At 64.0% G+C, this 20,886-nt stretch carries 19 protein-coding genes; 9 read left to right on the top strand and 10 right to left on the bottom strand.

Annotated features, from left to right (window positions below; translation table 11 throughout):
* Positions 1 to 30: 30 nt before the first annotated feature.
* Positions 31 to 630: a short chain dehydrogenase gene (locus KH389_RS20725; protein WP_043862614.1), complete on the bottom strand. Its 600-nt coding sequence runs from the start codon at positions 628 to 630 to the stop codon at positions 31 to 33.
* Between the two features lie 103 nt (positions 631 to 733).
* Here KH389_RS20725 and KH389_RS20720 point away from each other — a divergent pair, with 103 nt between their 5' ends.
* Positions 734 to 1,684 carry a LysR family transcriptional regulator gene (locus KH389_RS20720; protein WP_043862613.1) on the top strand — a complete coding sequence of 317 codons (951 nt, stop codon included), beginning with the start codon at positions 734 to 736 and terminating at the stop codon, positions 1,682 to 1,684.
* Between the two features lie 33 nt (positions 1,685 to 1,717).
* Here KH389_RS20720 and KH389_RS20715 read toward each other — a convergent pair whose 3' ends face one another.
* The 5 genes from KH389_RS20715 to KH389_RS20695 form a co-directional block, all read right to left on the bottom strand.
* Entirely contained in the window at positions 1,718 to 2,419 is a 702-nt protein-coding gene (locus KH389_RS20715; protein WP_043862612.1) for an ABC transporter ATP-binding protein, read from the bottom strand.
* Positions 2,420 to 3,187, bottom strand: coding sequence for a high-affinity branched-chain amino acid ABC transporter ATP-binding protein LivG (gene livG / locus KH389_RS20710; RefSeq protein ID WP_054914726.1), 768 nt, complete (start codon positions 3,185 to 3,187; stop codon positions 2,420 to 2,422).
* A complete protein-coding gene (locus KH389_RS20705) occupies positions 3,184 to 4,440 on the bottom strand; it encodes a high-affinity branched-chain amino acid ABC transporter permease LivM (RefSeq protein ID WP_043862610.1) in 1,257 nt (418 codons plus the stop codon). Before KH389_RS20705 ends, livG begins: the two co-directional genes overlap by 4 nt.
* Positions 4,437 to 5,360 (bottom strand): high-affinity branched-chain amino acid ABC transporter permease LivH, encoded by a 924-nt coding sequence (gene livH, locus KH389_RS20700; protein ID WP_043862609.1) that lies wholly within the window; start codon positions 5,358 to 5,360, stop codon positions 4,437 to 4,439. The genes KH389_RS20705 and livH overlap by 4 nt, the downstream gene beginning before the upstream one ends.
* A gap of 223 nt (positions 5,361 to 5,583) precedes the next feature.
* Positions 5,584 to 6,702, bottom strand: coding sequence for a branched-chain amino acid ABC transporter substrate-binding protein (locus KH389_RS20695; RefSeq protein WP_043862608.1), 1,119 nt, complete (start codon positions 6,700 to 6,702; stop codon positions 5,584 to 5,586).
* A 355-nt stretch (positions 6,703 to 7,057) separates the two neighbouring features.
* On the opposite strand from KH389_RS20695, the gene KH389_RS20690 reads away from it, so the two are divergent.
* Positions 7,058 to 7,363, top strand: a complete 306-nt coding sequence (locus KH389_RS20690; RefSeq protein WP_043862607.1) for a DUF2288 domain-containing protein — start codon at positions 7,058 to 7,060, stop codon at positions 7,361 to 7,363.
* A 204-nt stretch (positions 7,364 to 7,567) separates the two neighbouring features.
* On the opposite strand, the gene KH389_RS20685 is transcribed toward KH389_RS20690, so the two are convergent.
* Positions 7,568 to 9,754, bottom strand: coding sequence for a hypothetical protein (locus KH389_RS20685; protein ID WP_054914724.1), 2,187 nt, complete (start codon positions 9,752 to 9,754; stop codon positions 7,568 to 7,570).
* A gap of 198 nt (positions 9,755 to 9,952) precedes the next feature.
* On the opposite strand from KH389_RS20685, the gene KH389_RS20680 reads away from it, so the two are divergent.
* The gene (locus tag KH389_RS20680; protein ID WP_213606162.1) at positions 9,953 to 10,840 is read left to right on the top strand and encodes an NAD(P)-dependent oxidoreductase; all 888 of its coding nucleotides are present in this window, start codon (positions 9,953 to 9,955) and stop codon (positions 10,838 to 10,840) included.
* On the opposite strand, the gene KH389_RS20675 is transcribed toward KH389_RS20680, so the two are convergent.
* Both KH389_RS20675 and rapA read right to left on the bottom strand, forming a co-directional pair.
* The gene (locus KH389_RS20675) at positions 10,740 to 12,992 is read right to left on the bottom strand and encodes a putative bifunctional diguanylate cyclase/phosphodiesterase (protein ID WP_213606161.1); all 2,253 of its coding nucleotides are present in this window, start codon (positions 12,990 to 12,992) and stop codon (positions 10,740 to 10,742) included. The genes KH389_RS20680 and KH389_RS20675 overlap by 101 nt on opposite strands.
* Before the next feature lie 214 nt (positions 12,993 to 13,206).
* Complete coding sequence (rapA, locus tag KH389_RS20670; protein WP_054914722.1) at positions 13,207 to 16,053, bottom strand: RNA polymerase-associated protein RapA; 2,847 nt, start codon at positions 16,051 to 16,053, stop codon at positions 13,207 to 13,209.
* Positions 16,054 to 16,169: 116 nt separating this feature from the next.
* Between rapA and KH389_RS20665 the strand changes: the two genes are divergently transcribed.
* Positions 16,170 to 16,868 (top strand): M949_RS01915 family surface polysaccharide biosynthesis protein, encoded by a 699-nt coding sequence (locus tag KH389_RS20665; protein ID WP_244988653.1) that lies wholly within the window; start codon positions 16,170 to 16,172, stop codon positions 16,866 to 16,868.
* A 6-nt stretch (positions 16,869 to 16,874) separates the two neighbouring features.
* On the opposite strand, the gene KH389_RS20660 is transcribed toward KH389_RS20665, so the two are convergent.
* Positions 16,875 to 17,489 carry a decarboxylase gene (locus KH389_RS20660; RefSeq protein WP_104572040.1) on the bottom strand — a complete coding sequence of 205 codons (615 nt, stop codon included), beginning with the start codon at positions 17,487 to 17,489 and terminating at the stop codon, positions 16,875 to 16,877.
* Between the two features lie 151 nt (positions 17,490 to 17,640).
* Here KH389_RS20660 and KH389_RS20655 point away from each other — a divergent pair, with 151 nt between their 5' ends.
* From KH389_RS20655 to KH389_RS20640, 5 genes are all read left to right on the top strand, one after another.
* Positions 17,641 to 17,970 (top strand): hypothetical protein, encoded by a 330-nt coding sequence (locus tag KH389_RS20655; RefSeq protein ID WP_043862600.1) that lies wholly within the window; start codon positions 17,641 to 17,643, stop codon positions 17,968 to 17,970.
* A 70-nt stretch (positions 17,971 to 18,040) separates the two neighbouring features.
* Positions 18,041 to 18,202 carry a hypothetical protein gene (locus KH389_RS20650; protein WP_088513942.1) on the top strand — a complete coding sequence of 54 codons (162 nt, stop codon included), beginning with the start codon at positions 18,041 to 18,043 and terminating at the stop codon, positions 18,200 to 18,202.
* Positions 18,203 to 18,335: 133 nt separating this feature from the next.
* A complete protein-coding gene (gene ccoM / locus KH389_RS27545; RefSeq protein ID WP_043862641.1) occupies positions 18,336 to 18,452 on the top strand; it encodes a cytochrome c oxidase subunit CcoM in 117 nt (38 codons plus the stop codon).
* Positions 18,453 to 18,694: 242 nt separating this feature from the next.
* Entirely contained in the window at positions 18,695 to 20,683 is a 1,989-nt protein-coding gene (locus tag KH389_RS20645; protein WP_043862599.1) for an FUSC family protein, read from the top strand.
* Positions 20,670 to 20,876 (top strand): DUF1656 domain-containing protein, encoded by a 207-nt coding sequence (locus KH389_RS20640; RefSeq protein ID WP_043862598.1) that lies wholly within the window; start codon positions 20,670 to 20,672, stop codon positions 20,874 to 20,876. The genes KH389_RS20645 and KH389_RS20640 overlap by 14 nt, the downstream gene beginning before the upstream one ends.
* The last annotated feature ends 10 nt before the right edge of the window (positions 20,877 to 20,886 follow it).

Genomic DNA, 20,886 nt, shown 5'->3' with positions numbered 1-20,886 from the left:
TTACGCAGCCTGGGGCGCAATCACAAGGCCCTAGCCCACGTGATAGGTCTGCCCGGTCTGCAGCCCCTCCACGCTCTTGGCGTAGGCCAGCGCCACGTCGGCCGCCGGTACCGGCTTGAAGCCGCGAAAGTAGGGGGCATAGTCGGGCATGGCCTCGAGCAGCACGGTCGGACTGATGGCGTTGACCCGCAGCCCGCGTGGCAGCTCGATGGCGGCGGCGCGCACGAAGGCGTCGATGGCACCGTTGACCAGGCTGGCCGAGGTGCCGGTACGGATCGGGTCGTGGCTGGTGACGCCGGTGGTGAAGGTGAACGAGCCGCCGTCATTGATGAACTCGCGACCGATCAGCAGCAGGTTGACCTGGCCCATCAGCTTGTCGTTCAGGCCCAGGGCAAACCCCTGTTCGTCCAGTTCGTCCAGGGGCGCGAACACCACGTTGCCGGCGGCGCACACCAGGGCATCGAAGCGCCCGGTCTGCTCGAACAGGCGGCGAATCGAGGCACTGTCGCTGATATCGGCCTGCAGGTCGCCGCTGTTGCGACCGACCCGGATCACCTCGTGGCGCTGTTCCAGTTCACGGGCCACGGCCGAACCGATGGTACCGCCGGCGCCGATCAGAATGATTTTCATGGGGCTGTTCCTCGCGTGTGGGGTGAGGTTTCAGTCTAGGGTGGATTTTTGCGTGAATAAGCCTGCTAATAGGCAACCTTTGGTTTTCATGCGGAAACAATCCATGAGCGAGCTGGACGATCTGGCGGCCTTTGCGGTGTTGATGGATGCGGGCAGTTTTACCCTGGCCGCGGAGCAGCTGGGCTGGAGCAAGGGGCAGTTGTCCAAGCGCATCAGCCAGCTGGAGAGCAGCCATTCGGTCAAGCTGCTGCACCGCACCACGCGGCGCCTGAGCCTGACCGCCGCGGGCGCAGCGCTGCTGCCCCAGGCCCAGGCGCTGGTGCGCCAGGTGACCCAGGCGCGCCAGGCGCTGTCGCGGCTCAAGGATGACCTGTCGGGCCCGGTGCGGGTGACGGTGCCGGTGTCGCTGGGTGAAACCTTCTTCGAAGGCCTGCTGCTGGAGCTGGGCAACCAGTACCCGCAGTTGCAGATCGAACTGGAACTGGACAATGCCTACCGCGACCTGCTGCGCGACGGCTTCGACCTGGCCATCCGACAGATCCCGGGCAATGACGAGCGCCTGGTGGCGCGGCCGCTGCTGGCCATGCAGGAGCTGACCTGCGCCAGCCCGGCGTACCTGGAGCGCCACGGCACGCCGACCACGCCGCAGGCGCTGGCCGAGCATCGCTGCCTGCTCAACAGTCATTACAGCGGACGCGAGGAATGGCTGTACCACCAGCAGCATGAATTGCTGCGGGTGCAGGTGGCGGGGAATTTTGCCAGCAATCACTACAGCCTGTTGAAGAAGGCGGTGCTGGTGGGGGCGGGGGTGGCGCGGCTGCCGTCCTACATGTTGCATGCCGAGCTGGCGGACGGACGCTTGTGCTGGTTGCTGCGCGATTACCAGACACGCAGTACGCCGTTGTTCCTGGTGCACCCGTATCAGGGCGGGATGCCCAAACGCGTGCAGGTGGTGGCCGATTACCTGGTGCGCTGGTTCAAGCGTGGCAGCCAGGCGCTGGGTGCGTTGCCGGTACCGGCCCCTTCACCGACAACGCCGGCTCCTGCACTGTAGGAGCCGGCGTTGCCGGCGAAGGGGCCGTCTGGTTCAGCCCCCCAGGTACGCGTCGCGTACTTTCGGGTCGGTCAGCAGCGCTTCACCGGTGCCCTGCATCACCACCCGGCCGTTCTCCAGCACATAGGCACGGTCGGCGATCTTCAGGGCCTGGTTGGCGTTCTGCTCCACCAGGAACACCGTTACACCATCCTTGCGCAGCTGTTCGATGATGTCGAAGATCTGCTGGATGATGATCGGCGCCAGCCCCAGTGACGGTTCGTCGAGCAGCAACAGCTTGGGCTTGCTCATCAGCGCACGGCCGATGGCGAGCATCTGCTGCTCGCCCCCGGACATGGTGCCGCCACGCTGGCTGAAGCGCTCCTTGAGCCGCGGGAACAGGTGCAGCACCTTGTCCATCTGCTCTTGGTAGTCGCCCTTGTCGGTGAAGAACCCGCCCATGGCCAGGTTCTCCTCCACGGTCAGGCGTGCGAACACGCGCCGACCCTCGGGCACCACGGCAATGCTCTTGCGCATTATCTGCGCCGAACTTTGCCCCACCAGCTCCTCGCCCATGTAGCGGATGCTGCCGCTGTGGGCCTGGGGCGACCCGCACAGGGTCATCAGCAGGGTCGACTTGCCTGCGCCGTTGGCACCGATCAGGGTGACGATTTCGCCCTGGCGAATCTCCACGTTGACGCTGTGCAGCGCCTGGATCTTGCCGTAGAAGGTGGAAACGTTTTCGAACTGCAGCATTTACGCTTCCCCCAGGTAGGCTTTGATCACTTCGGGGTTGTCCCGGATCTGTTGCGGGGTGCCATCGGCCAGCGGCGTGCCCTGGTTGATCACCACGATATGGTCGGAAATGCTCATGACCAGCTTCATGTCGTGCTCGATCAGCAGCACGGTCACCCCGTGTTCCTCACGCAAGGTGCCGATCAGCGCCTTGAGGTCTTCGGTCTCTTTCGGGTTCAGGCCTGCCGCCGGCTCGTCGAGCATGAGGATCCGCGGGCGGGTCATCATGCAGCGGGCGATTTCCAGCCGGCGTTGCTGACCATAGGCCAGGGTGCCGGCGTTACGGTTGGCGAACTCGACCAGGTCGACCTTTTCCAGCCAGTACTGCGCGTACTCCATCGCCTCGTGCTCGCTGCGACGAAAGCCCGGGGTCTTGAACAGGCCGGCGAAGAAGTTGGTGTTCAGGTGACGGTGCTGGGCGATCAGCAGGTTTTCCAGCGCGGTCATTTCCTTGAACAGGCGCACGTTCTGGAAGGTACGCACCACGCCCTTGCGGGCGATCTCGTGGCCGGCCAGGCCCTGGATGGGCTGGCCGTCGAGCAGGATGCTGCCGCCACTGGGCTTGTAGAAGCCGGTCAGGCAGTTGAACACGGTGGTCTTGCCGGCGCCGTTGGGGCCGATCAGTGCCACCACTTGTTTTTCCTTGACGGACAGGGCCACGCCGTTGACCGCCAACAGGCCGCCGAAGCGCATGCTCAGGCCGCTCACTTGCAGAATTTCGCGGCTCATCGACGCAGCTCCATGTGTGGACGTTGCATAGGCAGCAGGCCCTGCGGACGCCAGATCATCATCAATACCATCAGGGCACCGAACATCAGCATCCGGTATTCACTGAAGTCGCGCATCAGTTCGGGCAGCAGGATCATCACGATGGCCGCGAGGATCACGCCCAGCTGAGAGCCCATGCCGCCGAGCACGACAATGGCGAGGATGATCGCCGACTCGATGAAGGTGAACGACTCCGGCGTCACCAGGCCCTGGCGCGCGGCGAAGAAGCTGCCGGCAAAACCGGCGAAGCAGGCACCGAGGGTGAAGGCCGAGAGCTTGATGATGGTCGGGTTCAGGCCCAGCGCACGGCAGGCGATCTCGTCTTCGCGCAGCGCTTCCCAGGCACGCCCGATCGGCATGCGCAGCAGGCGGTTGATCACGAACAGCGCCAGCAGGGCCAGCAGCAATGCCACCAGGTACAGGAAGATCACCTTGTTGATCGAGTTGTATTCCACCCCGAAGAACTCGTGGAAGGTCTGCATGCCTTCAGCCGCCCTGCGCTCGAAGCTCAGGCCGAAGAACGACGGCTTGGGAATGTTGCTGATGCCGTTCGGGCCGCCGGTGAGGTCGGTCAGGTTACGCAGGAACAGCCGGATGATCTCGCCGAAACCCAGGGTCACGATGGCCAGGTAGTCACCGCGCAGGCGCAGCACCGGGAAGCCCAGCAGGAAGCCGAACGTGGCCGCCATCATCCCCGCGATGGGCAGGCACACCCAGAAGCTCAGGCCGAAGTAGTGCGACAGCAGCGCATAGCTGTAGGCGCCCACGGCGTAGAAGCCCACGTAGCCCAGGTCGAGCAGGCCCGCCAGGCCGACCACGATGTTCAGGCCAAGGCCCAGCATCACGTAGATCAGGATAAGCGTGGCGATGTCGACCGCACCGCGCGAACCGAAGAACGGCCACACCAGGGCAACCGCGATCAGGCCCAGGATGATGTAGCGCTGGGTGCGCGGCAGGGTCAGGAAGTTGCTGACCTTGGGCGATATCAGTGCACCCCGGGGGGCGGACCGCATCATTGCGCTCCATTGCTTGTCGAACAGCACGCGCAGGAACATCAGCACCGAGCACACCACAATCACGCTCAGGGCCAGGGGCCCCTGGCCATGCACCTGCAGGCTGATACCGACGATGCTGAGTTTCAGGCCCAGTACCGGGAATGCCACGGCCCAGACCAGCAAGGCGCTGAAAAACGCCGATTTGAGATTTCTGCTCATACTTTCTCGACCTCCGGACGGCCCAGGATGCCGGTCGGACGGAACAACAACACCAGAACCAGAAGACCGAATGCCACCACGTCCTTGTACTGGTCACCGAAGATATCGGCGCCAAAGGCCTCGGCCACGCCCAGCACCAGCCCGCCGAGCATGGCGCCCGGAATGCTGCCGATGCCGCCCAGCACCGCCGCGGTAAAGGCCTTCAGGCCCACCAGGAAGCCGGCGTTGGGGTTGATCACGCCGTACTGCATGCTCAGCAGTACCGCTGCCACGGCCGCCAGGGCCGCACCGATCACGAAGGTCAGGGCGATGATGTTGTTGGTGTTGATACCCAGCAGGTTGGCCATCTTGATGTCTTCGGCACAGGCGCGACAGGCGCGGCCCAGGCGTGAACGCGAGATGAACAGGGTCAGCCCGGTCATGGCCACCAGGGTGACGACGAAGACCAGGATCTGCATGTAGGAAATCAGGACTTCCTCGGCGCCGCCCGGCCCGAAGGAGATGCTCCCCGGAATCAGGTTGGGGATCGACTTGTCCTTGGAATCCTGGGCAAGCAAGACAGTGTTCTGCAGGAAAATCGACATGCCGATGGCAGAGATCAGCGGGATCAGCCGGTTGCTGTTGCGCAAGGGGCGGTAGGCGACCCGTTCGATGCTGTAGCCATAGGCGCTGGTGACCACGATGGTCGCGATGAACGCGGCGGTCATCAGTATCGGCAGTGAGTCGATGCCCATCATGGCCAGCCCGGCAAGGGCGATGAAGGCCACGTAGGAACCGATCATGTACACCTCGCCGTGGGCGAAGTTGATCATTCCAATGATGCCGTAAACCATTGTGTAGCCAATGGCTATCAAGGCATAGGTGCTGCCAATGGTCAGGCCATTAACCAGCTGTTGGAAGAAGTGATAGATCTCAGGCATTACAGCGCTCCTAAAAACCCGATACGCATTTCACTGGTGGGCTTGCGCCCGTCCCGGCTTGTGGTCTGAGGCCACTTCGCACGGGCACTGCCAGCGAACCGCTGGTGACGGTTTTAAGATTTTCAGGTGAACCTGCTCCCGGATCGCGGGAATCAGGCCCATGAACCTCGTAAAACAAAGCCCACTGCTCGCACAGTGGGCTTGTAGTCATAGAGTGACGGGATTACTGAGGGGAAACTTCGGTTTTAGGTTTGCCGAAATGCCATTCGTAGACGACGAACTTGAAGTCCTTCAGGTCGCCGTTCTTGTCATAGGACAAGTCGCCGGTAGGGGTCTTGAAGGTGCCGGTGTGCAGGGCCTGTGCGACCTTGTCGGTGTCTTCGCTCTTGGCCGCCTTGATGCCTTCGGCGATCAGTTCCACCGCCGAGTAGGCCGGGAACACGAACGGACCGCTCGGGTCCTTGCCGTCAGCCTTGATGGCGTCGACGATGGCCTTGTTCGCAGGGTCGGCGTCGAACGACTTGGGCAGGGTTACCAGCAGGCCTTCGGAAGCGCCCTGGGCGATCTGCGAGATCGAGTCGTTGCCAACGCCCTCTGGGCCCATGAACTTGGCCTTCAGGCCTTTTTCCTGAGCCTGGCGCAGGATCAGGCCCAGCTCTGGGTGGTAGCCGCCGTAGTACACGAAGTCGACGTTGGCTTGCTTGAGCTTCTGGATGATCGAGGAGAAGTCCTTGTCGCCGGCGTTCAGGCCTTCGAACACGGCAACCTTGGTGCCTTTGCCTTCCAGGGTCTGCTTGACCGCGGTGGCGATGCCTTCACCGTACTGCTGCTTGTCGTGCAGTACCGCAACCACCTTGGGCTTGACGTGGTCGGCGATGTAGTTGCCGGCGGCCGGGCCCTGGGCGCTGTCCAGGCCGATGGTACGGAAGATCAGCTTGTAGCCGCGGGAGGTGATTTCCGGGCTGGTGGCAGCCGGGGTGATCATGATCACGCCTTCATCTTCATAGATGTCGGACGCTGGTTGAGTGGAGCTGGAGCACAGGTGGCCGACCACGAACTTGACGCCATCGTTGACCACTTTGTTGGCGACTGCCACGGCCTGTTTAGGGTCGCAGGCGTCGTCGTATTCCTTGGCTTCGAGCATCTTGCCGTCAACGCCGCCCTTGGCGTTGATGTCCTTGATGGCCTGTTTTGCACCGATGAACTGCATGTCACCGTATTGAGTAACCGGACCGGTCTTCGGGCCGGCGATGCCGATCTTGATGGTATCGGCGGCAACTGCATGGCTGGCAACCCCGGCCAGAACCATTGCGGCGAACAGCTTGGAAATCTGCTTACTCATAGTGCTCCACTCATTCTGTTGTAATTTTTATAGTCCTGGTGCCCAGGGCTACGGACCGGGATACCGTGACGGCCACGCCGTCCCGCCTTTCCCGTGTTCCCCCGCAAAATGCCCTGGCAACTGTACCGGTACAGTGTAGAGCGCCGCTTGATCGATTGAAAAGCGGGCTTTTCGGGGCAAAATCCGGGGGTGTCGCCTAATCGACAGAAAGTTACATAAAGGCGCCGCTAATTTGCCAGCATGCTGCGGCGGGGCGTGATCTTCATGGCCTTGTCGATCAATTACTTATTTGAAACTGGGTTTTTCTGCAAAAATAGCGACCTTTCAGTGGTCGAATTATTTCTGGTAGGAACCCATGACAGATCAACCAAGCACCCTCTATGCCAAATTGCTCGGCGAGACTGCAATCATCGAGTGGAAAGCGCTGGAGCGTTTTTGGGCCAAGGGTGACCTGATTTGGGTCGACCCGTCGCTGGACCTGATCGAGGTGGCGTCGGCAATGGCCGAAAACCGCAGTGAAACCGTGGAAAAATGGCGAAATGATGGCACGGTCGTGCCGGTGACTGCCGAGCAGGCGCTAGACCTTTCGCACACGATTGCGCCGATCTGGGCAGTGGTGGTTTCGCCGTTTATCGTGATTCAGAAAAAGTCCGCGCCCTGATCTGGTGCGCAAAAACGAACAGCCGGAAGATTTTGGTGCGCGAGGGCGTTCAGGCGGGGTGGTTGTTGGTAACAGTGGGGCAGGGGTTCAAAAAACGCGGTAACAGTTCTTGCCTCATCGCGGGTCAAGCCCGCTCCCACAGGTTGGTGGAGACCTTGGTGGGAGCGGGCTTGACCCGCGATGGCCGCAAAGGCGCCGCGCAGATTACTCGTAGTCTGTCTTGCCCGTATGGCTGTTGAGCGAAATCACCCGCGTCTTGCCGATGCGGTGACGGTAGATCTCGCGCAGGTACTTCACCGCCTTCTTCACGCACTCGCGTGACAGGCGGATATCGTTGATCGACACGAACTTGCTCTTGTCGTTGATCAGCTCGCGGTACTTCTTCTCGTACATCGGCTTGATCGCGTACCAGTTGGTATCGAGGATCTTGGCCGGGTTCTCGAACTCGTTGAGCAGGTCGTCGATACGGTCCTCGTCGAATTCCTCACGGGTGATGAAGTCGAGGATGGCGTTGTCCAGCGTGTCGTCGAAACGGTACGGGGTGCGCGCGAAACAGCGCTTGATGAACGCCACGATCAGGGTCAGGAAGTCGTCCGACAGGCACGGGCTCTTGGCGATCAGGGTGGTCAGCGACAGGTTGGCCGAGGCGCCGATCACCAGTGCGTAGCGCTTGAGCGTGGTGTTGGGGAACAGGCTGTTGAGGTGGGTCTTGAGCCGGTTCAGGTCCATGTACGAGAGCTTGTAGTCCTTGGGCAGGGACACAATCGACACCACCGACGAGCAGTTCTTGAAGAAGTGCAGGTCATGCAGCGCCGCGGCGTCGTAGCCGGAGGTCTTGTACTGCTCCAGGGCCGCGCGATAGCGCTTGGACTCGATCGGCAGCAGGCTGATGCCCTCGATCGCCTGGGTCACCTTGTTGAAGTGCGGCAGGTCGATGGAGCGGAAGAACAGGTCGTCGATGTTGAGCTGCGGCTTCTCTTTCTCGAACACCTTGAACTTGTCGTTGCCTGGCGTCGGCTGCTCGGGCACTACCGATTCGGCGTAGGCGATGGCCACCGGGCCGGCCAGGCTCATGAACAGGTCGTTGGCATCCAGGCGGATGGTCTCGCCGATGTCGATGCCGGCGCGCCGGAAGTAGTTCTGGTCGTAGTCGGTGGTCACCGCCTGGGCGGTGAGGATGTTGAAGATCTGCTGCGAGATGTACTGGTTGGCGTGCTTCTCCATGGCATTGACGTCAATGTCCTGGATGTTGCCGTCATCGTTCTCCTCGGCATAGCGCATGATGTCGTTGGAGATCAGCATCATCGCGTTCCACGGACGGATACGCCCCATCACGCTGGCTTCGCTGCTGTCCTCGTTGTCGAAGTTGTACGAGAAGTCCCATTCCTCCGACAGGTACTTGCACAGCAGGCGGCCGGCGTTGATGTGCAGTGCCTCGGACATCTCGCTGCGGTGGTCGGAGATGTTCGGCAGCACGCAGATGCCGCTGGTGAAGATCGGCTCGAAGACGAAGGAGTGCCCGCTCTTGGTGTCGTTCTCGTCGGCCGGCTTGGTGTCGAACGTCTTGTTCATGTACGAGAACTGCTGGGCCAGGCCGAACTCCGAAGCCATGCCCGAGCCGGTACCGCCACCGGCGCTGAAGATGTAGAAGTACAGGCGCGACTGGTTGGCCTTGATGCCGCACGAGTCGATCAGGTACGAGTGGATCAGCTTCCAGTCGGCACTGGAGAAGCGCTGGGTTTCCTTGTTGAGGATGATCTTGGCCAGGTACTGGCCCAGGATCGGCGCGTTGCCGGCGCCGCCCGCATGCACCTCGGACAGGTCCATGATCTTCATCTTGCTGTAGTCGCGCAGAAAGCCGCTCTTCTCGCCCTTGCGCGAAAAACGGATGCGCCCGGCGATGTCCTTGTCCAGGTCGCCCAGCATCACCAGCGGTTCCACCAGGAACACCGGCTTGGCGCCCTTGTTCTGCACCAGGCGCAGGTTGTTGCGGATCCAGCGGCCCGGGCTGTAGGGCTGCTCGCCGGCGTGGCGGTCTTCGTTGTTGAATTCGTTGAGGTAGAAGGTGCGGGCGTTGTACACCAGCTCCGCCACATCCAGGGCAATGTTCGAACCGCAACGACCCAGGCCGATCAGGCACACCGAAGGGAACTGCTGGTCCAGGCGCAACTGGGTGTCATCTTCGACATGCACACTGGGCGGGAACACCAGGTCGCGCAGGCCGTCGAGGTTGTCCAGGATGCGCTGGATGTCGGTCTCGGTGTAATACAGGTACTGCTGCGGCGTAGCCGCGCGCGGGCTGTAGTATTCTCGAGGCGCCGGGGCGGTGAGCGCGGTGGAGGATGACATCAGCTCGGAAACCGCGGTGGCAGAAGTATTCTTTGAGGTCATTTTGCGCCATTTGCCTGGGTGGACGGCTGGTAAAAGTCGATATCATCGAGCCATCACGGGATAAGTTTCGCGACTGTATCAGTGCGCCTTTGGCGTGAGCGATAGGGTCCTGCCCTATAACCCTCTAAGGGTTTTCCTGTCACGTCTGAGAACTGAATCGTCCGCATCGCCAACTTCTTTAATTTGCCAGGAGCTGTCATGAGCATTGCACTACCTTCGCTGGGGTTCGCCGGTATCGGTCTGATGGGATTGCCCATGTGTCGGCGCCTGCTGGCGGCCGGTTTTCCGTTGACCGTGTGGAACCGTTCATCGGACAAGTGCGCGCCACTGGTGGCCGCCGGGGCGAGCCAGGCGAACAGCCCGGCAGAGCTCTGCGCGGCGGCGGACGTGGTGATGCTGTGCCTGGCCGACACCCAGGTGGTGCACGAGGTGGTGTTCGGTGACGACGGTATCGCCGCAGGCGGCGCGGCCGGGCAGCTGCTGGTGGATTTTTCCAGCCTGGAGCCCGGCGCCACGCGGCAAATGGCCGCACAGCTGAGGCAGGCCTGCGGCATGCACTGGCTGGATGCACCGGTGTCGGGCGGCACCCCGGGCGCCGAGGCCGGCAGCCTGGCGATCATGGTCGGCGGCGAGGCGGCCGATCTTGAGCGGGTGCGCCCGGTGCTCCAGGTGCTGGGGCAGCGGGTCACGCACATGGGCGCGGTGGGGGCAGGGCAGGTGACCAAGGCCTGCAACCAGATGATCGTGGCCTGCAACGCACTGGTGATTGCCGAGGTGGTGGCCCTGGCCGAACAGTCAGGGGTGGATGCCAGCCTGATCGCCGAAGCCCTGGCGGGCGGTTTCGCCGACTCCAGGCCGCTGCAGATCCTGGCCCCGCAAATGGCCGAGCAGCATTACGAGCCGGTGAAGTGGCACGTGCGCACCTTGCTCAAGGACCTGGATACGGCGGTCAAGTTTTCCCGCGAGCAGGGCTCGGCCACCCCGATCAGCGGCCTGGCGGCGCAGCTGATGCGCTTGCACGGCAGCCAGGGTTACCTGGAAAAGGATCCCGCAACCCTGGTCGAGCTGTTTCGCCGCAAGCCATAGGCAGGTCGCTGCACTGGTTGAGGCTGCCGAGCACCGCGTGCAGCTCGCCCATCGGTACCGGGCGGCTGAACAGGTAGCCCTGCAGAAAGTCGCAGCCCTGCTGGCGCAGGAACTGGTACTGCTCGACGGTTTCCACTCCCTCGGTCACCACCTTCAGGTGCAGGGTGTGGGCCATGATGATGATGGCCTGCACGATGTCCATGTCCTGCTCGGAGTGAGGGATGTCCTGGATGAACGAGCGGTCGATCTTCAGCGTGTCCAGCGGCAGGCGCTTGAGATAGGCCAGCGATGAGTAGCCGGTGCCGAAGTCGTCGATCGAGAGTGAAACGCCCTTGGCCCGGATACGCTTGAGCAGGGCGATGGTGTTGTGGATGTTGCCCATCAGCGCGTTTTCGGTCACCTCCATTTCCAGGCGCCAGGCCGGCAGCCCCGCGCTGAACAGCGCATCTTCCACTTCGCTGACGAGTTCTTCGCGGCCCAGGGTCAGCGCCGAGCAGTTGACGGTGACCTTGAGTTGGTCGAAGCCATGGCGGCTCAACTGCGCCAGGTCCTGGCAGGCGCGGCGCAACACCCACAGGTCGAGCTCGCCGATCAGGCCGTTGGCTTCGGCAATGCCGATGAAGCGGTCGGGGCTGAGCAGGCCGTGCTGCGGGTGCTGCCAGCGGATCAGCGCTTCGAGCTTGGCCACCTGGCCGCTGGCCAGGTCGAAGATCGGCTGGTAGTGGATGCGCAGCCCGCGTTCTTCGAGCAGGGCCACGCGCAGCTCCTCCTCCAGTTGCAGCTCCAGGGTGGCGCGGGTTTTCAGGTTGCTGCTGAAGAAGTTCAGGTTGTTGCGCCCGCAGCCCTTGGACTGATACAGCGCCAGGTCCGCGTGCTTGAGCAGCTCGTCGCAGCTTTCGCCATCGTCGGGGAACACGCTGATGCCGATGCTGGTGGTCATCACCATGCGCCGGCCGCTCAGGTCGATCGGTTCCTTGACCTTGTGCATGATGCGCTGCGCCAGGTGGCGGGCCTCGTCGCGGTTGTGCAGGCCGATCAGAATGCAGAACTCGTCGCCGCCGAAGCGGGCCACCACGTCGTGGGTGCGGGTGGCGCTCTTGATCTGCGCGGCGATCACCTGCAGCAACTGATCCCCCGCGTCATGGCCCAGGCTGTCGTTGATGCGCTTGAAGTGGTCGATGTCCAGGAACATCACCGCCAGCATGCCGCCGCTGGCCGCCTGTTCGGCCAGGCGCTCGGCGAACAGCTGGTTGAAACCGCGACGGTTGACCAGGTTGGTCAGTGCATCGTAGTGCGCCGCCTGTTGCAGCGAGACCCGTGCCTGGTCCAGCTGGCTGAGCAGCATGTTGACCCGGCGCAGGTCGTGCTCCTTGCTCTGCAGCTTCTTGTCCGACAGGGCGGCGCTGATGCAACTGGCGCTGATCAGCAGGGCGACGAAGGCGATGGCCAGGCTCAGGTGCAGGCTGTTGTCGGTGATCGGCAACTGCAGCGGCGCGTCCACGGGCAGCACCAGGGTCAGGGCCCACATGCCGGTGAAATGGGTGGCGATGATGCCGGTGGCCATCACCAGGCTGGCGACGTACCTGGGCCAGTTGCTCTGGGCTGGGCGGTAGCGGGTCAGCAGCAACGCCAGCAGGCTGACGCCGAAGGCGACCACCACCGAACTTGCCAGCAGGTCGGCGCGGTAGAACTGCGAGGCGTTGGAGCGCATGGCTGCCATGCCGGTGTAATGCATGGCGCCGATGCCCAGGCCGATGGCGATGGCCGCCAGCACATGCTGGTGCAGGCGCGGCTGGGGTGTGCCGAGCAGGTTCATCGCACTCCAGGCGGCGAGCAGCATCAGCAGCAGCGATACGGCCGTCAGGGCCAGGTCGTAGTGCACCTCGAGGGGGGCCTGGAAGGCGAGCATGCCGATGAAGTGCATGCCCCACACGCTGCAGGCCAGGCAGAAGGTGCCGAGCAGGCGCCATTGACGTTGGGCGGCGCTGTGCTCGGCATTGCCCACGCGTTCGATGATGTCGAGGGTGGCGAAACTGCCCGCGCAGGCGACCAGGTAGGCAAGTGCCACCAGGTAAGGGTTGTGCCGGCAATCGAGGAGCAATTGTCCGGTTGCGGGAAGTTCGGCGAGTACATGCAGCCCCTGCCACTCCATAGCATGCCTCTTGGTCCGGTGTGCACGCGGCCTCCAGCGGAGTGGAGACGGTTTTGGCTGAGTATAGGAAGAGAGCATTAACCCATCGGGATTAATGGCAGATTGACTTGTATGGATTGGAGATTGGGGCGATAGCGTTTGGTTCTAAAACCGGGTCGCGCCCTTCGCCGGTAAGCCGGCTCCTGCATCGCTCATGCAGGAGCCGGCCAGTGGGTCAGCCGGCGACCAGTACCCGAATTGCCTCAAGGCGCAGTGCGGCCTTCTCCAGCATCGCCAGGCCCTGCTCGCGTTGCGCACGCAAGGCCTGGATTTCGGTGTCGCGCACGGTCGGGTTGACCGCCTGCAACGCGGTCAGGCGCGCCAGTTCTTCATCGGTTTCGGCTGCCAGGCGGCGCTGCGCCTCGGCCACACGCTCGGCGTGGCGCGGCATGATCTTGGCCTCGCCGGCATTGATGCGCGGGGTCAGGACATCGCGCTGGGCCTGGATGAACTTGTTGGCGCTGGCCTTGGGCACGCTTTCGAGCTGGTCGTTGAGGGTCTCGAACGACACCCGCGCCGCCAGGTCGTTGCCGTTGGTGTCGAGCAGGCAGCGCAGCGCTGCCGGCGGCAGGTAGCGGCCCAGTTGCAGGGCGCGCGGGGCGACCACTTCGCTGACGTACAGCAGTTCGAGCAGCACGGTGCCCGGCTTGAGCGCCTTGTTCTTGATCAGCGCCACCGCGGTATTGCCCATCGAGCCGCTGAGCACCAGGTCCATGCCGCCCTGCACCATGGGGTGTTCCCAGGTGATGAACTGCATGTCCTCGCGCGACAGCGCCTGGTTGCGGTCGTAGGTGATGGTCACGCCTTCGTCGTCGCCCAGCGGGAAGCTGGCGTCGAGCATCTTCTCGCTCGGCTTGAGGATCAGGGCGTTTTCCGAGTGGTCCTCGCTGTCGATACCGAAGGCGTCGAACAGGGTCTCCATGTAGATCGGCAGGGCGAACTGGTCGTCCTGCTCGAGGATCGCCTCCACCAGCGCCTGGCCTTCGCCGGCACCACCGGAGTTGAGCTCCAGCAGGCGGTCGCGGCCGCTGTGCAGCTCCGACTCCAGGCGCTGGCGCTCGGCGCAGGCTTCGTTGACCAGCGCTTCCCACTCGCCGTCGTCGCCGCTTTCCAGCAGCGGCAGCAGGCGCGGGCCGAACTGGTGCTGCAGGGCGTTGCCGGTAGGGCAGGTATTGAGGAAGGCATTGAGTGCCTGGTGATACCACTGGAACAGGCGCTCCTGCGGGCTGTTCTGCAGGTGCGGCACATGCAGCTCGATGGTGTGCTTCTGGCCGATACGGTCCAGGCGGCCGATGCGCTGTTCCAGCAGGTCGGGGTGGGCCGGCAGGTCGAACAGCACCAGGTGGTGGGCGAACTGGAAGTTGCGGCCTTCGCTGCCGATTTCCGAGCAGATCAGCACCTGCGCGCCGAACTCTTCGTCGGCAAAGTAGGCGGCGGCGCGGTCGCGCTCCAGGATGCTCATGCCCTCATGGAACACCGTGGCCGGAATGCCCGAGCGCACGCGCAGGGCGTCTTCCAGGTCCATCGCGGTTTCGGCGTGGGCGCAGATCACCAGCACCTTGACCCGCTTGAGCATCTTGAGGGTGTCGATCAGCCATTCGACCCGTGGGTCGAAGCGCCACCAGCGGCTCTCTTCGTCGCTGTCGCCCTGGGCCTGGAAGCTGACTTCCGGGTACAGGTCGGCATGCTCGCCCACCGGCAGTTCCATGTACTCGTCGGGGCACGGCAGCGGGTAGGCGTGCAGCTGGCGCTGCGGGAAGCCCTGCACCGCGGCGCGGGTGTTGCGAAACAGCACGCGGCCGGTGCCGTGGCGGTCCAGCAGCTCGCGGATCAGGCGTGCGCTGGCCTGGGTGTCGCCATCGTTGACTGCGGCCAGCAGCGCCTCGCCTTCGGCACCCAGGAAGCCCTGGATGGTGGCGTGGGCCTTGGGCGACAGGCGGCCTTCATCGAGCAGCTCCTGCACCGCCTCGGCCACCGGGCGATAGTTGTCGCTCTCGGCGCGGAATGCGGCCAGGTCGTGGAAACGGTTGGGGTCGAGCAGGCGCAGGCGTGCGAAGTGGCTGTCCTGGCCCAGTTGCTCGGGGGTGGCGGTCAGCAGCAGTACGCCGGGGATGACCTCGGCCAGTTGCTCGACCAGCGCGTACTCCGGGCTGACCTGGTCTTCGTGCCACACCAGGTGGTGCGCCTCGTCGACCACCAGCAGGTCCCAGCCGGCGGCGAACAGCGCGTCCTGGGCCTTTTCATCCTCGGTCAGCCACTCCAGCGCCACCAGCGCCAGTTGCGCATCCTCGAACGGGTTGCTGGCATCGCTTTCGATGAAGCGCTCGGCGTCGAACAGAGCCACCTGCAGGTTGAAACGGCGGCGCATTTCCACCAGCCACTGGTGCTGCAGGTTCTCCGGCACCAGGATCAGCACGCGGCTGGCGCGACCCGTGAGCAGCTGGCGATGGATCACCAGGCCGGCTTCGATGGTCTTGCCCAGGCCCACTTCGTCGGCCAGCAGTACGCGCGGGGCGATACGGTCGGCCACTTCGCGGGCAATGTGCAACTGGTGGGCGATCGGCTGGGCACGGGTGCCGCCCAGGCCCCACAGCGACGACTGCAACTGGCGGCTGGTGTGTTCCAGGGTGTTGTAGCGCAGCGAGAACCACGCCAGCGGGTCGATCTGCCCGGCGAACAGGCGGTCGCTGGCCAGGCGGAACTGGATGAAGTTCGACAGCTGGGTTTCAGGCAGGGTGCAGGCCTGGTTCTGGGCATCGAGGCCGTGGTAGACCATCAGGCCGTCGATGACCTCGACTTCGCGCACGGTCAGCTTCCAGCCTTCGAAGTGGGTGATCTGGTCGCCCGGCGAGAAACGCACGCGGGTCAGGGGCGCATTGCGCAGGGAGTACTGGCGGGTGTCGCCAGTGGCCGGGTAGAGCACGGTCAACAAGCGGCCGTCCTGTGCCAGAACGGTCCCTAGACCCAGCTCGGCTTCGCTGTCGCTGATCCAGCGTTGCCCCGGTTGATACTGCTGCGCCATACTGCCTGACTCCCGCCATTCAAAAGGCGACTATCTTAACGGATAGGGCTGCACAGACCAAAGCGTCTGGCGATTTCATCGACGAAAGCCGTCTTTGCCACCACAGGCCTCGACCCATGCTCCGACACCCTCTGCTGTCCCTCCCGTTACGCCACTGCATCGTACTGGCCAGCCTGGCCTCGCTCGGCGCCTGCGACCAGCAGGGTTTCGAACTGCTGCCACCACTGGAGCCCCCGGCGCTGGCGGCGCTGGGCGTGCAGGTGCCGGTGCAGAACGTGCACTTTCGCGACCGCGATGGCGAGGCGGTGCTGGTGCTCAGCCGCCTGGACGACCAGGTCAGCGACGAGGAAACCCAGCAGGAGGTCGACCGGGTGGTGCTCACCGCCACCCTGTATGGCCGCAGCAACGACGCCCAAACCTACAAGGCGCGCTGGACCATCGAGAATGAAACCACCTGCCCGGGGCTGGACCTGGACGTGGGCTTCTATACCGACGTCAGCGGCGCCAGCGACCTGAACAACGATGGTGTGGCCGAACTGACCGTTGCCAGCCATTCCTTTTGCGGTGGCGGTGTCGACCCGCAGGACCTGCATGTGGAACTGCGCGAAGGGGCCGCCAGCTACGTGATCAACGGCCAGTCGCTGATCGCCTCGGAAGGCGAGGATGCCTTTGGTGGTGAACGCGAAGACGGCCCCACCCTCAAGGACGCACCGCCGGTGCTGCGCGAACACCTGGAGAAGGTCTGGAACAGCGTGCTCAAGCGCCCGTGGAGCGAAGCGGCGCCCGAACCGGACGATGACGACCCCGATCAGTAGGGCACGTCAGTAGGTGGCGACGGGGACTTCCACCGTATAGCGGTGCTGCGGGTTGCGTGTGTCGGTCAGGGTGTAGCGGCTCATCGAGCCGTTGTCGTTGGCCATCGGCTGGGTATCGATGTCGACGATGAACGTCTGGCCACCGGTGTGCAGCGTGCCCTGGGGCGTGATTCGTGCATCGGCCGGGACGAGCAGGCCCCCCAGGTGGCCGTAGCCATTTTCATCGAAGTGATAGTCGACCAGGGCGTCGCGTCGTTGCAGGGCGAACACCTCGGGCAGGTAGGGCCGGTGGTCGATGTTCCAGTCATTGCGCAGGTCGCTCACCCAGACGCCCGGCAGGTCGAAACGGTGGCGCAGCAGGCTGTCTTCAAGCGGCACGCTGACCACCTCCAGGCAACACACGGTCTGCTTGCGCTGCTCGTCCAGCACGGCCATGCGCGTGCCGCGGGCAACTACTGCCGGCAGCATGGCGAATGCCATGTTCTCTTCGACATACCCGGCATCGGCCGCCGTGGCGAGGTTGCGCCAGCCACCGAACAGCACCGGAGCCGGGTCGGCCATGGCCGCAAGGCCGGCCGTGGCCAGTCCGATACTCGCCAGGAGGCGATAGGGGATACGCATCGTAGGCTCCTGCCTTATAGGGCAAAAAACGGGAAGCGCAGCGTACTATACTCAGGCACACCCCTGGCTGTGACGGGTGCCACACTTTTGCCATCGGCGCTCAAGGCTGCCGTTTGGCAGCCGACACATTGGCGACAGGAGAACAACAACCATGCTGCCGCCCATCATTCCCCTCAGTGCCGCCCCGGTCACCACGCAACACGACCCGGTCAAGCAGCCGCCGACCATCGCCCCAGTGGTGCCGGCCCAGCCCAGCGCCACCGACAGCAATATCGATTTCAAGAAGCGCGACCCGCAGGAGTCGGGGGTACTGCTGCGTGACGAGCAGCGCCGCCGCCAGGGCAAACGCCGCAAGGCCCCGGACGAAGAGCTGTACCAGGCCCTGCCGGGCGACGAGGTCAACGCCGACAACACTGTGCCGGTGGCGCCGCTGATGGGCGAACAGCCGCGCCAGGGCCTGCTGGTGGACATCGAAGTCTGAGCGGGGCTGTTCAGTGCGGGCGCGAGCCCTCATCATGGCGACTTCCGCAGTCCGTTCCACGAGCCTGAACATGAGCCAAGACGACAACCTGATCGATTTCGGCGCCGAGCGCGCCCGTCGCGTGCACGACCTCAAGGAAAAGCGCCTGAACGAAGTGCGTCAGGCGTTCGAGCAGGCAATGCCCCTGGGCAAGGGCAAGAAAAAGCCCAAGGGCAAGCCGAAGAAGCGCTGATTCTTGATGCAGGTCAACCCTGCACCCGCCTCGCGCGTCCGTTGATGGGCGCCATTGACCTCGGTCAATTTCCTCTCCCGCCCCATTCGCTACTGTTACCCCATCAGACAGGTGCAGGCGAATGGAGGCCGATATGTTCTTCGATAATGTGGTTATCGCTGGCGTTGTGACAGTCGGCCTGATGCTGCTGTTTTTCGCAGGCCTGGGTATTTTCATCTGGAAGGACTCGAACAAGCGCAAGCAGGGCTGATCCTTTCCGATACACGAGCACGCAAGGCATTTAGGGCAACTTCGGTTGCCCATTTTTTTTGCCTGGAATTTGGGGTGGCAGTACCGGGGCCTGCCGGGATGGGCCCTGTAGGCACGGCCTTGCCGGCGCGGGAAGGCAGAAAAATTCTGGACTATAAGTAGTTAGCTAGCTAATAATTCGCATCTGACCTTTCCCGCGTATCTGTGTCTATCTTTACTTCATCGCTTCCCAAGGTTCGATCCGTGCCCATCACTCTGCAGGCCCTGCTGGCGCCCAACCGACTCGCTGTGCAATTTGCCGTGAAAACCCTGCTTGGCGGCGGGTTGGCGCTGTGGCTGGCGTTGCGCTGGGGGCTGGAACAACCGGCCTGGGCGTTGATGACGGCTTTCATCGTGGCCCAGCCGCTGTCGGGCATGGTGCTGCAGAAGGGCCTGGCACGGCTGTTCGGCACGCTGGTCGGGACGATCATGTCAGTGGTGTTCATGGGCCTGTTCGCCCAGACGCCGTGGCTGTTTCTGCTGGCGCTGGCCCTGTGGCTGGCGCTGTGCACGGCCTGCTCGACCCTGCTGCGCAGCGCCTGGGCGTATTCCTTCGTGCTGGCCGGCTACACCGTGGCGATCATCGCCTTGCCGGCCATCAATCACCCGCTGCTGGTGTTCGACCAGGCGGTGGCACGCTGCACCGAGATCAGCCTGGGCATCATCTGCGCCACCTTGGTCAGCGCCTTGCTCTGGCCGATGCGGGTCGAGCAGCAGCTCAGCGGGCAGGCTCGCCAGGCCTGGCAAAGCGGCCTGCAGGCGGCCAGTGCGACCCTGACCGGCGAGGAGCAGGGGCGCAAGGGCCTTCTGGAGATTCTGGGGCGCATCGTCGCGGTGGATGCCCAGCGCGAACACGCCTGGTTCGAAGGCAGCCTGGGTCGCCAGCGTGCCCGGGCGATTCGCGGGCTCAGCCAGAAGCTGCTGATCCTGTTGCGCATCGCCCGTTCTGTACGCCGTCAGTGGCGCCAGCTCGACGACGAACAGGCGCAGCACATGGCCCCGTGGCTGAGCGAGGTGCAGGCCGCCCTGGCCGAGCCCGATCAGGCCGCACTGCTGGTGCTGCGCCAGCGCGTTTGGGATGCCGCCCATGACGAGCACAACAGCCCCGCGCAGCATTACTGCCTGGCGCGTCTGACCCTGCTGCTGGACAACGCCATGGCGGCGACCCTGGCCCTGCGCGCGGTGGAGGAGGGCAAGGCACCGGCCGACCTGCCCGACAGCCTGGCGGTGCACCGCGACGTGCCGCTGGCACTGCTGTTCGGCTCGCGCAGTGCGCTGGCGTTCCTGGCCATGGCCAGCTTCTGGCTGGCCACCGCCTGGTCGGCGGCGCCCGGCGGCCTGGTGCTCACCTGCGTGGTGTGCAGCCTGTTCGCCAGTCGCGAGAACGGCGCGCAGATCGGCATGAGTTTTTTGCGCGGCATCCTGTTGGCGGTGCCCGTGGCGTTCTTCGTCGGGCAGATCCTGCTGCCGCAGTGGAGCGGTTTTGCCTTGCTGTGCATGGGCATGGGGGTGCCGCTGTTCCTGGGCGCGCTGGGCATGGCCAACCCGAAAATCGGCGCCACAGCCACTTCGTACTGCCTGCACTTCATCGTGCTGGTGGCACCGCTCAATACCATGACGTTCGATGTGGCCAACTTTCTCAACAGTGCCCAGGCCATGCTGCTGGGGGTGGGCGCAGCGGTGCTGGCGTTCAAGCTGCTGGTGTTGCGCAACCCGGCATGGCACGGCCGGCGCCTGCGCGCCGCCACCCAGAACGACCTGGTACGCCTGACCCGGCGCGACCTGCGCGGCGCCGAAACCTGGTTTGGCGGGCGCATGGCCGACCGCCTGCTGCAGCTGGCGCGCCATTACACCGCGCTGCCCGAGCAGGAGCGCGGCCACTGGGACGATGGCCTGCACGGGCTGGACATCGGCGACGAACTGCTGCACCTGCGCATGTGCCTGGCGGTGGCCCAGGTGCCACCGGACGCGGCGCAGCGCGCGTATTTCCAGCAGCTGGAAAACGTGCTGGCACAGGGCCCGGGTGCCGGGCGCGGGCAGCGCCTGGATGCTGCCAGCGAAGCCTTCATCGCGGCGTTGCAGCAACGCCCCGACAGCGACCCGCTGCGTCTTGCCGTGGGCGCGGTACTGCAACTTCGACACAGCTGGGCCAAGTGGTGCCGGCGACAGGAGGAACTCCATGGGGTTGCGTGAGTGGGCAATGGGCGGGGTACTGCTCAGCCCGTTTCTGATCTATGCGGTGCTGGCGCTGCTGCTGACCTTCGCGGTGCGGCTGCTGCTGCGTCTGACCCCGCTGGGGCGCTGGGTGTGGCATGAAGCCCTGTTCGACACTGCACTGTTCGTTTGTATTCTGGCCCTGGTCACCCGCGTACTGGGGCCCCTGTAAGGAGTTTGAC

The organism is Pseudomonas qingdaonensis (genome assembly GCF_018398475.1).
Lineage (GTDB): Bacteria > Pseudomonadota > Gammaproteobacteria > Pseudomonadales > Pseudomonadaceae > Aquipseudomonas > Aquipseudomonas palmensis.
Note: the sequence above shows the minus strand (reverse complement) of the source record. Positions and strands in the feature narration are given on the sequence as shown.

What these genes read in the sequence shown, in the direction of transcription:
- livG (WP_054914726.1), bottom strand. Translation starts at nt 3,187, where the DNA reads ATGAGCCGCGAAATTCTGCAAGTGAGCGGCCTGAGCATGCGCTTCGGC.
- livH (WP_043862609.1), bottom strand. Translation starts at nt 5,360, where the DNA reads ATGCCTGAGATCTATCACTTCTTCCAACAGCTGGTTAATGGCCTGACC.
- KH389_RS20690 (WP_043862607.1), top strand. Translation starts at nt 7,058, where the DNA reads ATGACAGATCAACCAAGCACCCTCTATGCCAAATTGCTCGGCGAGACT.
- KH389_RS20655 (WP_043862600.1), top strand. Translation starts at nt 17,641, where the DNA reads ATGCTGCCGCCCATCATTCCCCTCAGTGCCGCCCCGGTCACCACGCAA.
- KH389_RS20650 (WP_088513942.1), top strand. Translation starts at nt 18,041, where the DNA reads ATGAGCCAAGACGACAACCTGATCGATTTCGGCGCCGAGCGCGCCCGT.
- KH389_RS20675 (WP_213606161.1), bottom strand. Translation starts at nt 12,992, where the DNA reads ATGGAGTGGCAGGGGCTGCATGTACTCGCCGAACTTCCCGCAACCGGA.
- KH389_RS20705 (WP_043862610.1), bottom strand. Translation starts at nt 4,440, where the DNA reads ATGAGCAGAAATCTCAAATCGGCGTTTTTCAGCGCCTTGCTGGTCTGG.
- KH389_RS20640 (WP_043862598.1), top strand. Translation starts at nt 20,670, where the DNA reads ATGGGGTTGCGTGAGTGGGCAATGGGCGGGGTACTGCTCAGCCCGTTT.
- KH389_RS20685 (WP_054914724.1), bottom strand. Translation starts at nt 9,754, where the DNA reads ATGACCTCAAAGAATACTTCTGCCACCGCGGTTTCCGAGCTGATGTCA.
- KH389_RS20695 (WP_043862608.1), bottom strand. Translation starts at nt 6,702, where the DNA reads ATGAGTAAGCAGATTTCCAAGCTGTTCGCCGCAATGGTTCTGGCCGGG.
- KH389_RS20715 (WP_043862612.1), bottom strand. Translation starts at nt 2,419, where the DNA reads ATGCTGCAGTTCGAAAACGTTTCCACCTTCTACGGCAAGATCCAGGCG.
- KH389_RS20725 (WP_043862614.1), bottom strand. Translation starts at nt 630, where the DNA reads ATGAAAATCATTCTGATCGGCGCCGGCGGTACCATCGGTTCGGCCGTG.
- rapA (WP_054914722.1), bottom strand. Translation starts at nt 16,053, where the DNA reads ATGGCGCAGCAGTATCAACCGGGGCAACGCTGGATCAGCGACAGCGAA.
- KH389_RS20660 (WP_104572040.1), bottom strand. Translation starts at nt 17,489, where the DNA reads ATGCGTATCCCCTATCGCCTCCTGGCGAGTATCGGACTGGCCACGGCC.
- KH389_RS20680 (WP_213606162.1), top strand. Translation starts at nt 9,953, where the DNA reads ATGAGCATTGCACTACCTTCGCTGGGGTTCGCCGGTATCGGTCTGATG.
- ccoM (WP_043862641.1), top strand. Translation starts at nt 18,336, where the DNA reads ATGTTCTTCGATAATGTGGTTATCGCTGGCGTTGTGACAGTCGGCCTG.
- KH389_RS20665 (WP_244988653.1), top strand. Translation starts at nt 16,170, where the DNA reads ATGCTCCGACACCCTCTGCTGTCCCTCCCGTTACGCCACTGCATCGTA.
- KH389_RS20720 (WP_043862613.1), top strand. Translation starts at nt 734, where the DNA reads ATGAGCGAGCTGGACGATCTGGCGGCCTTTGCGGTGTTGATGGATGCG.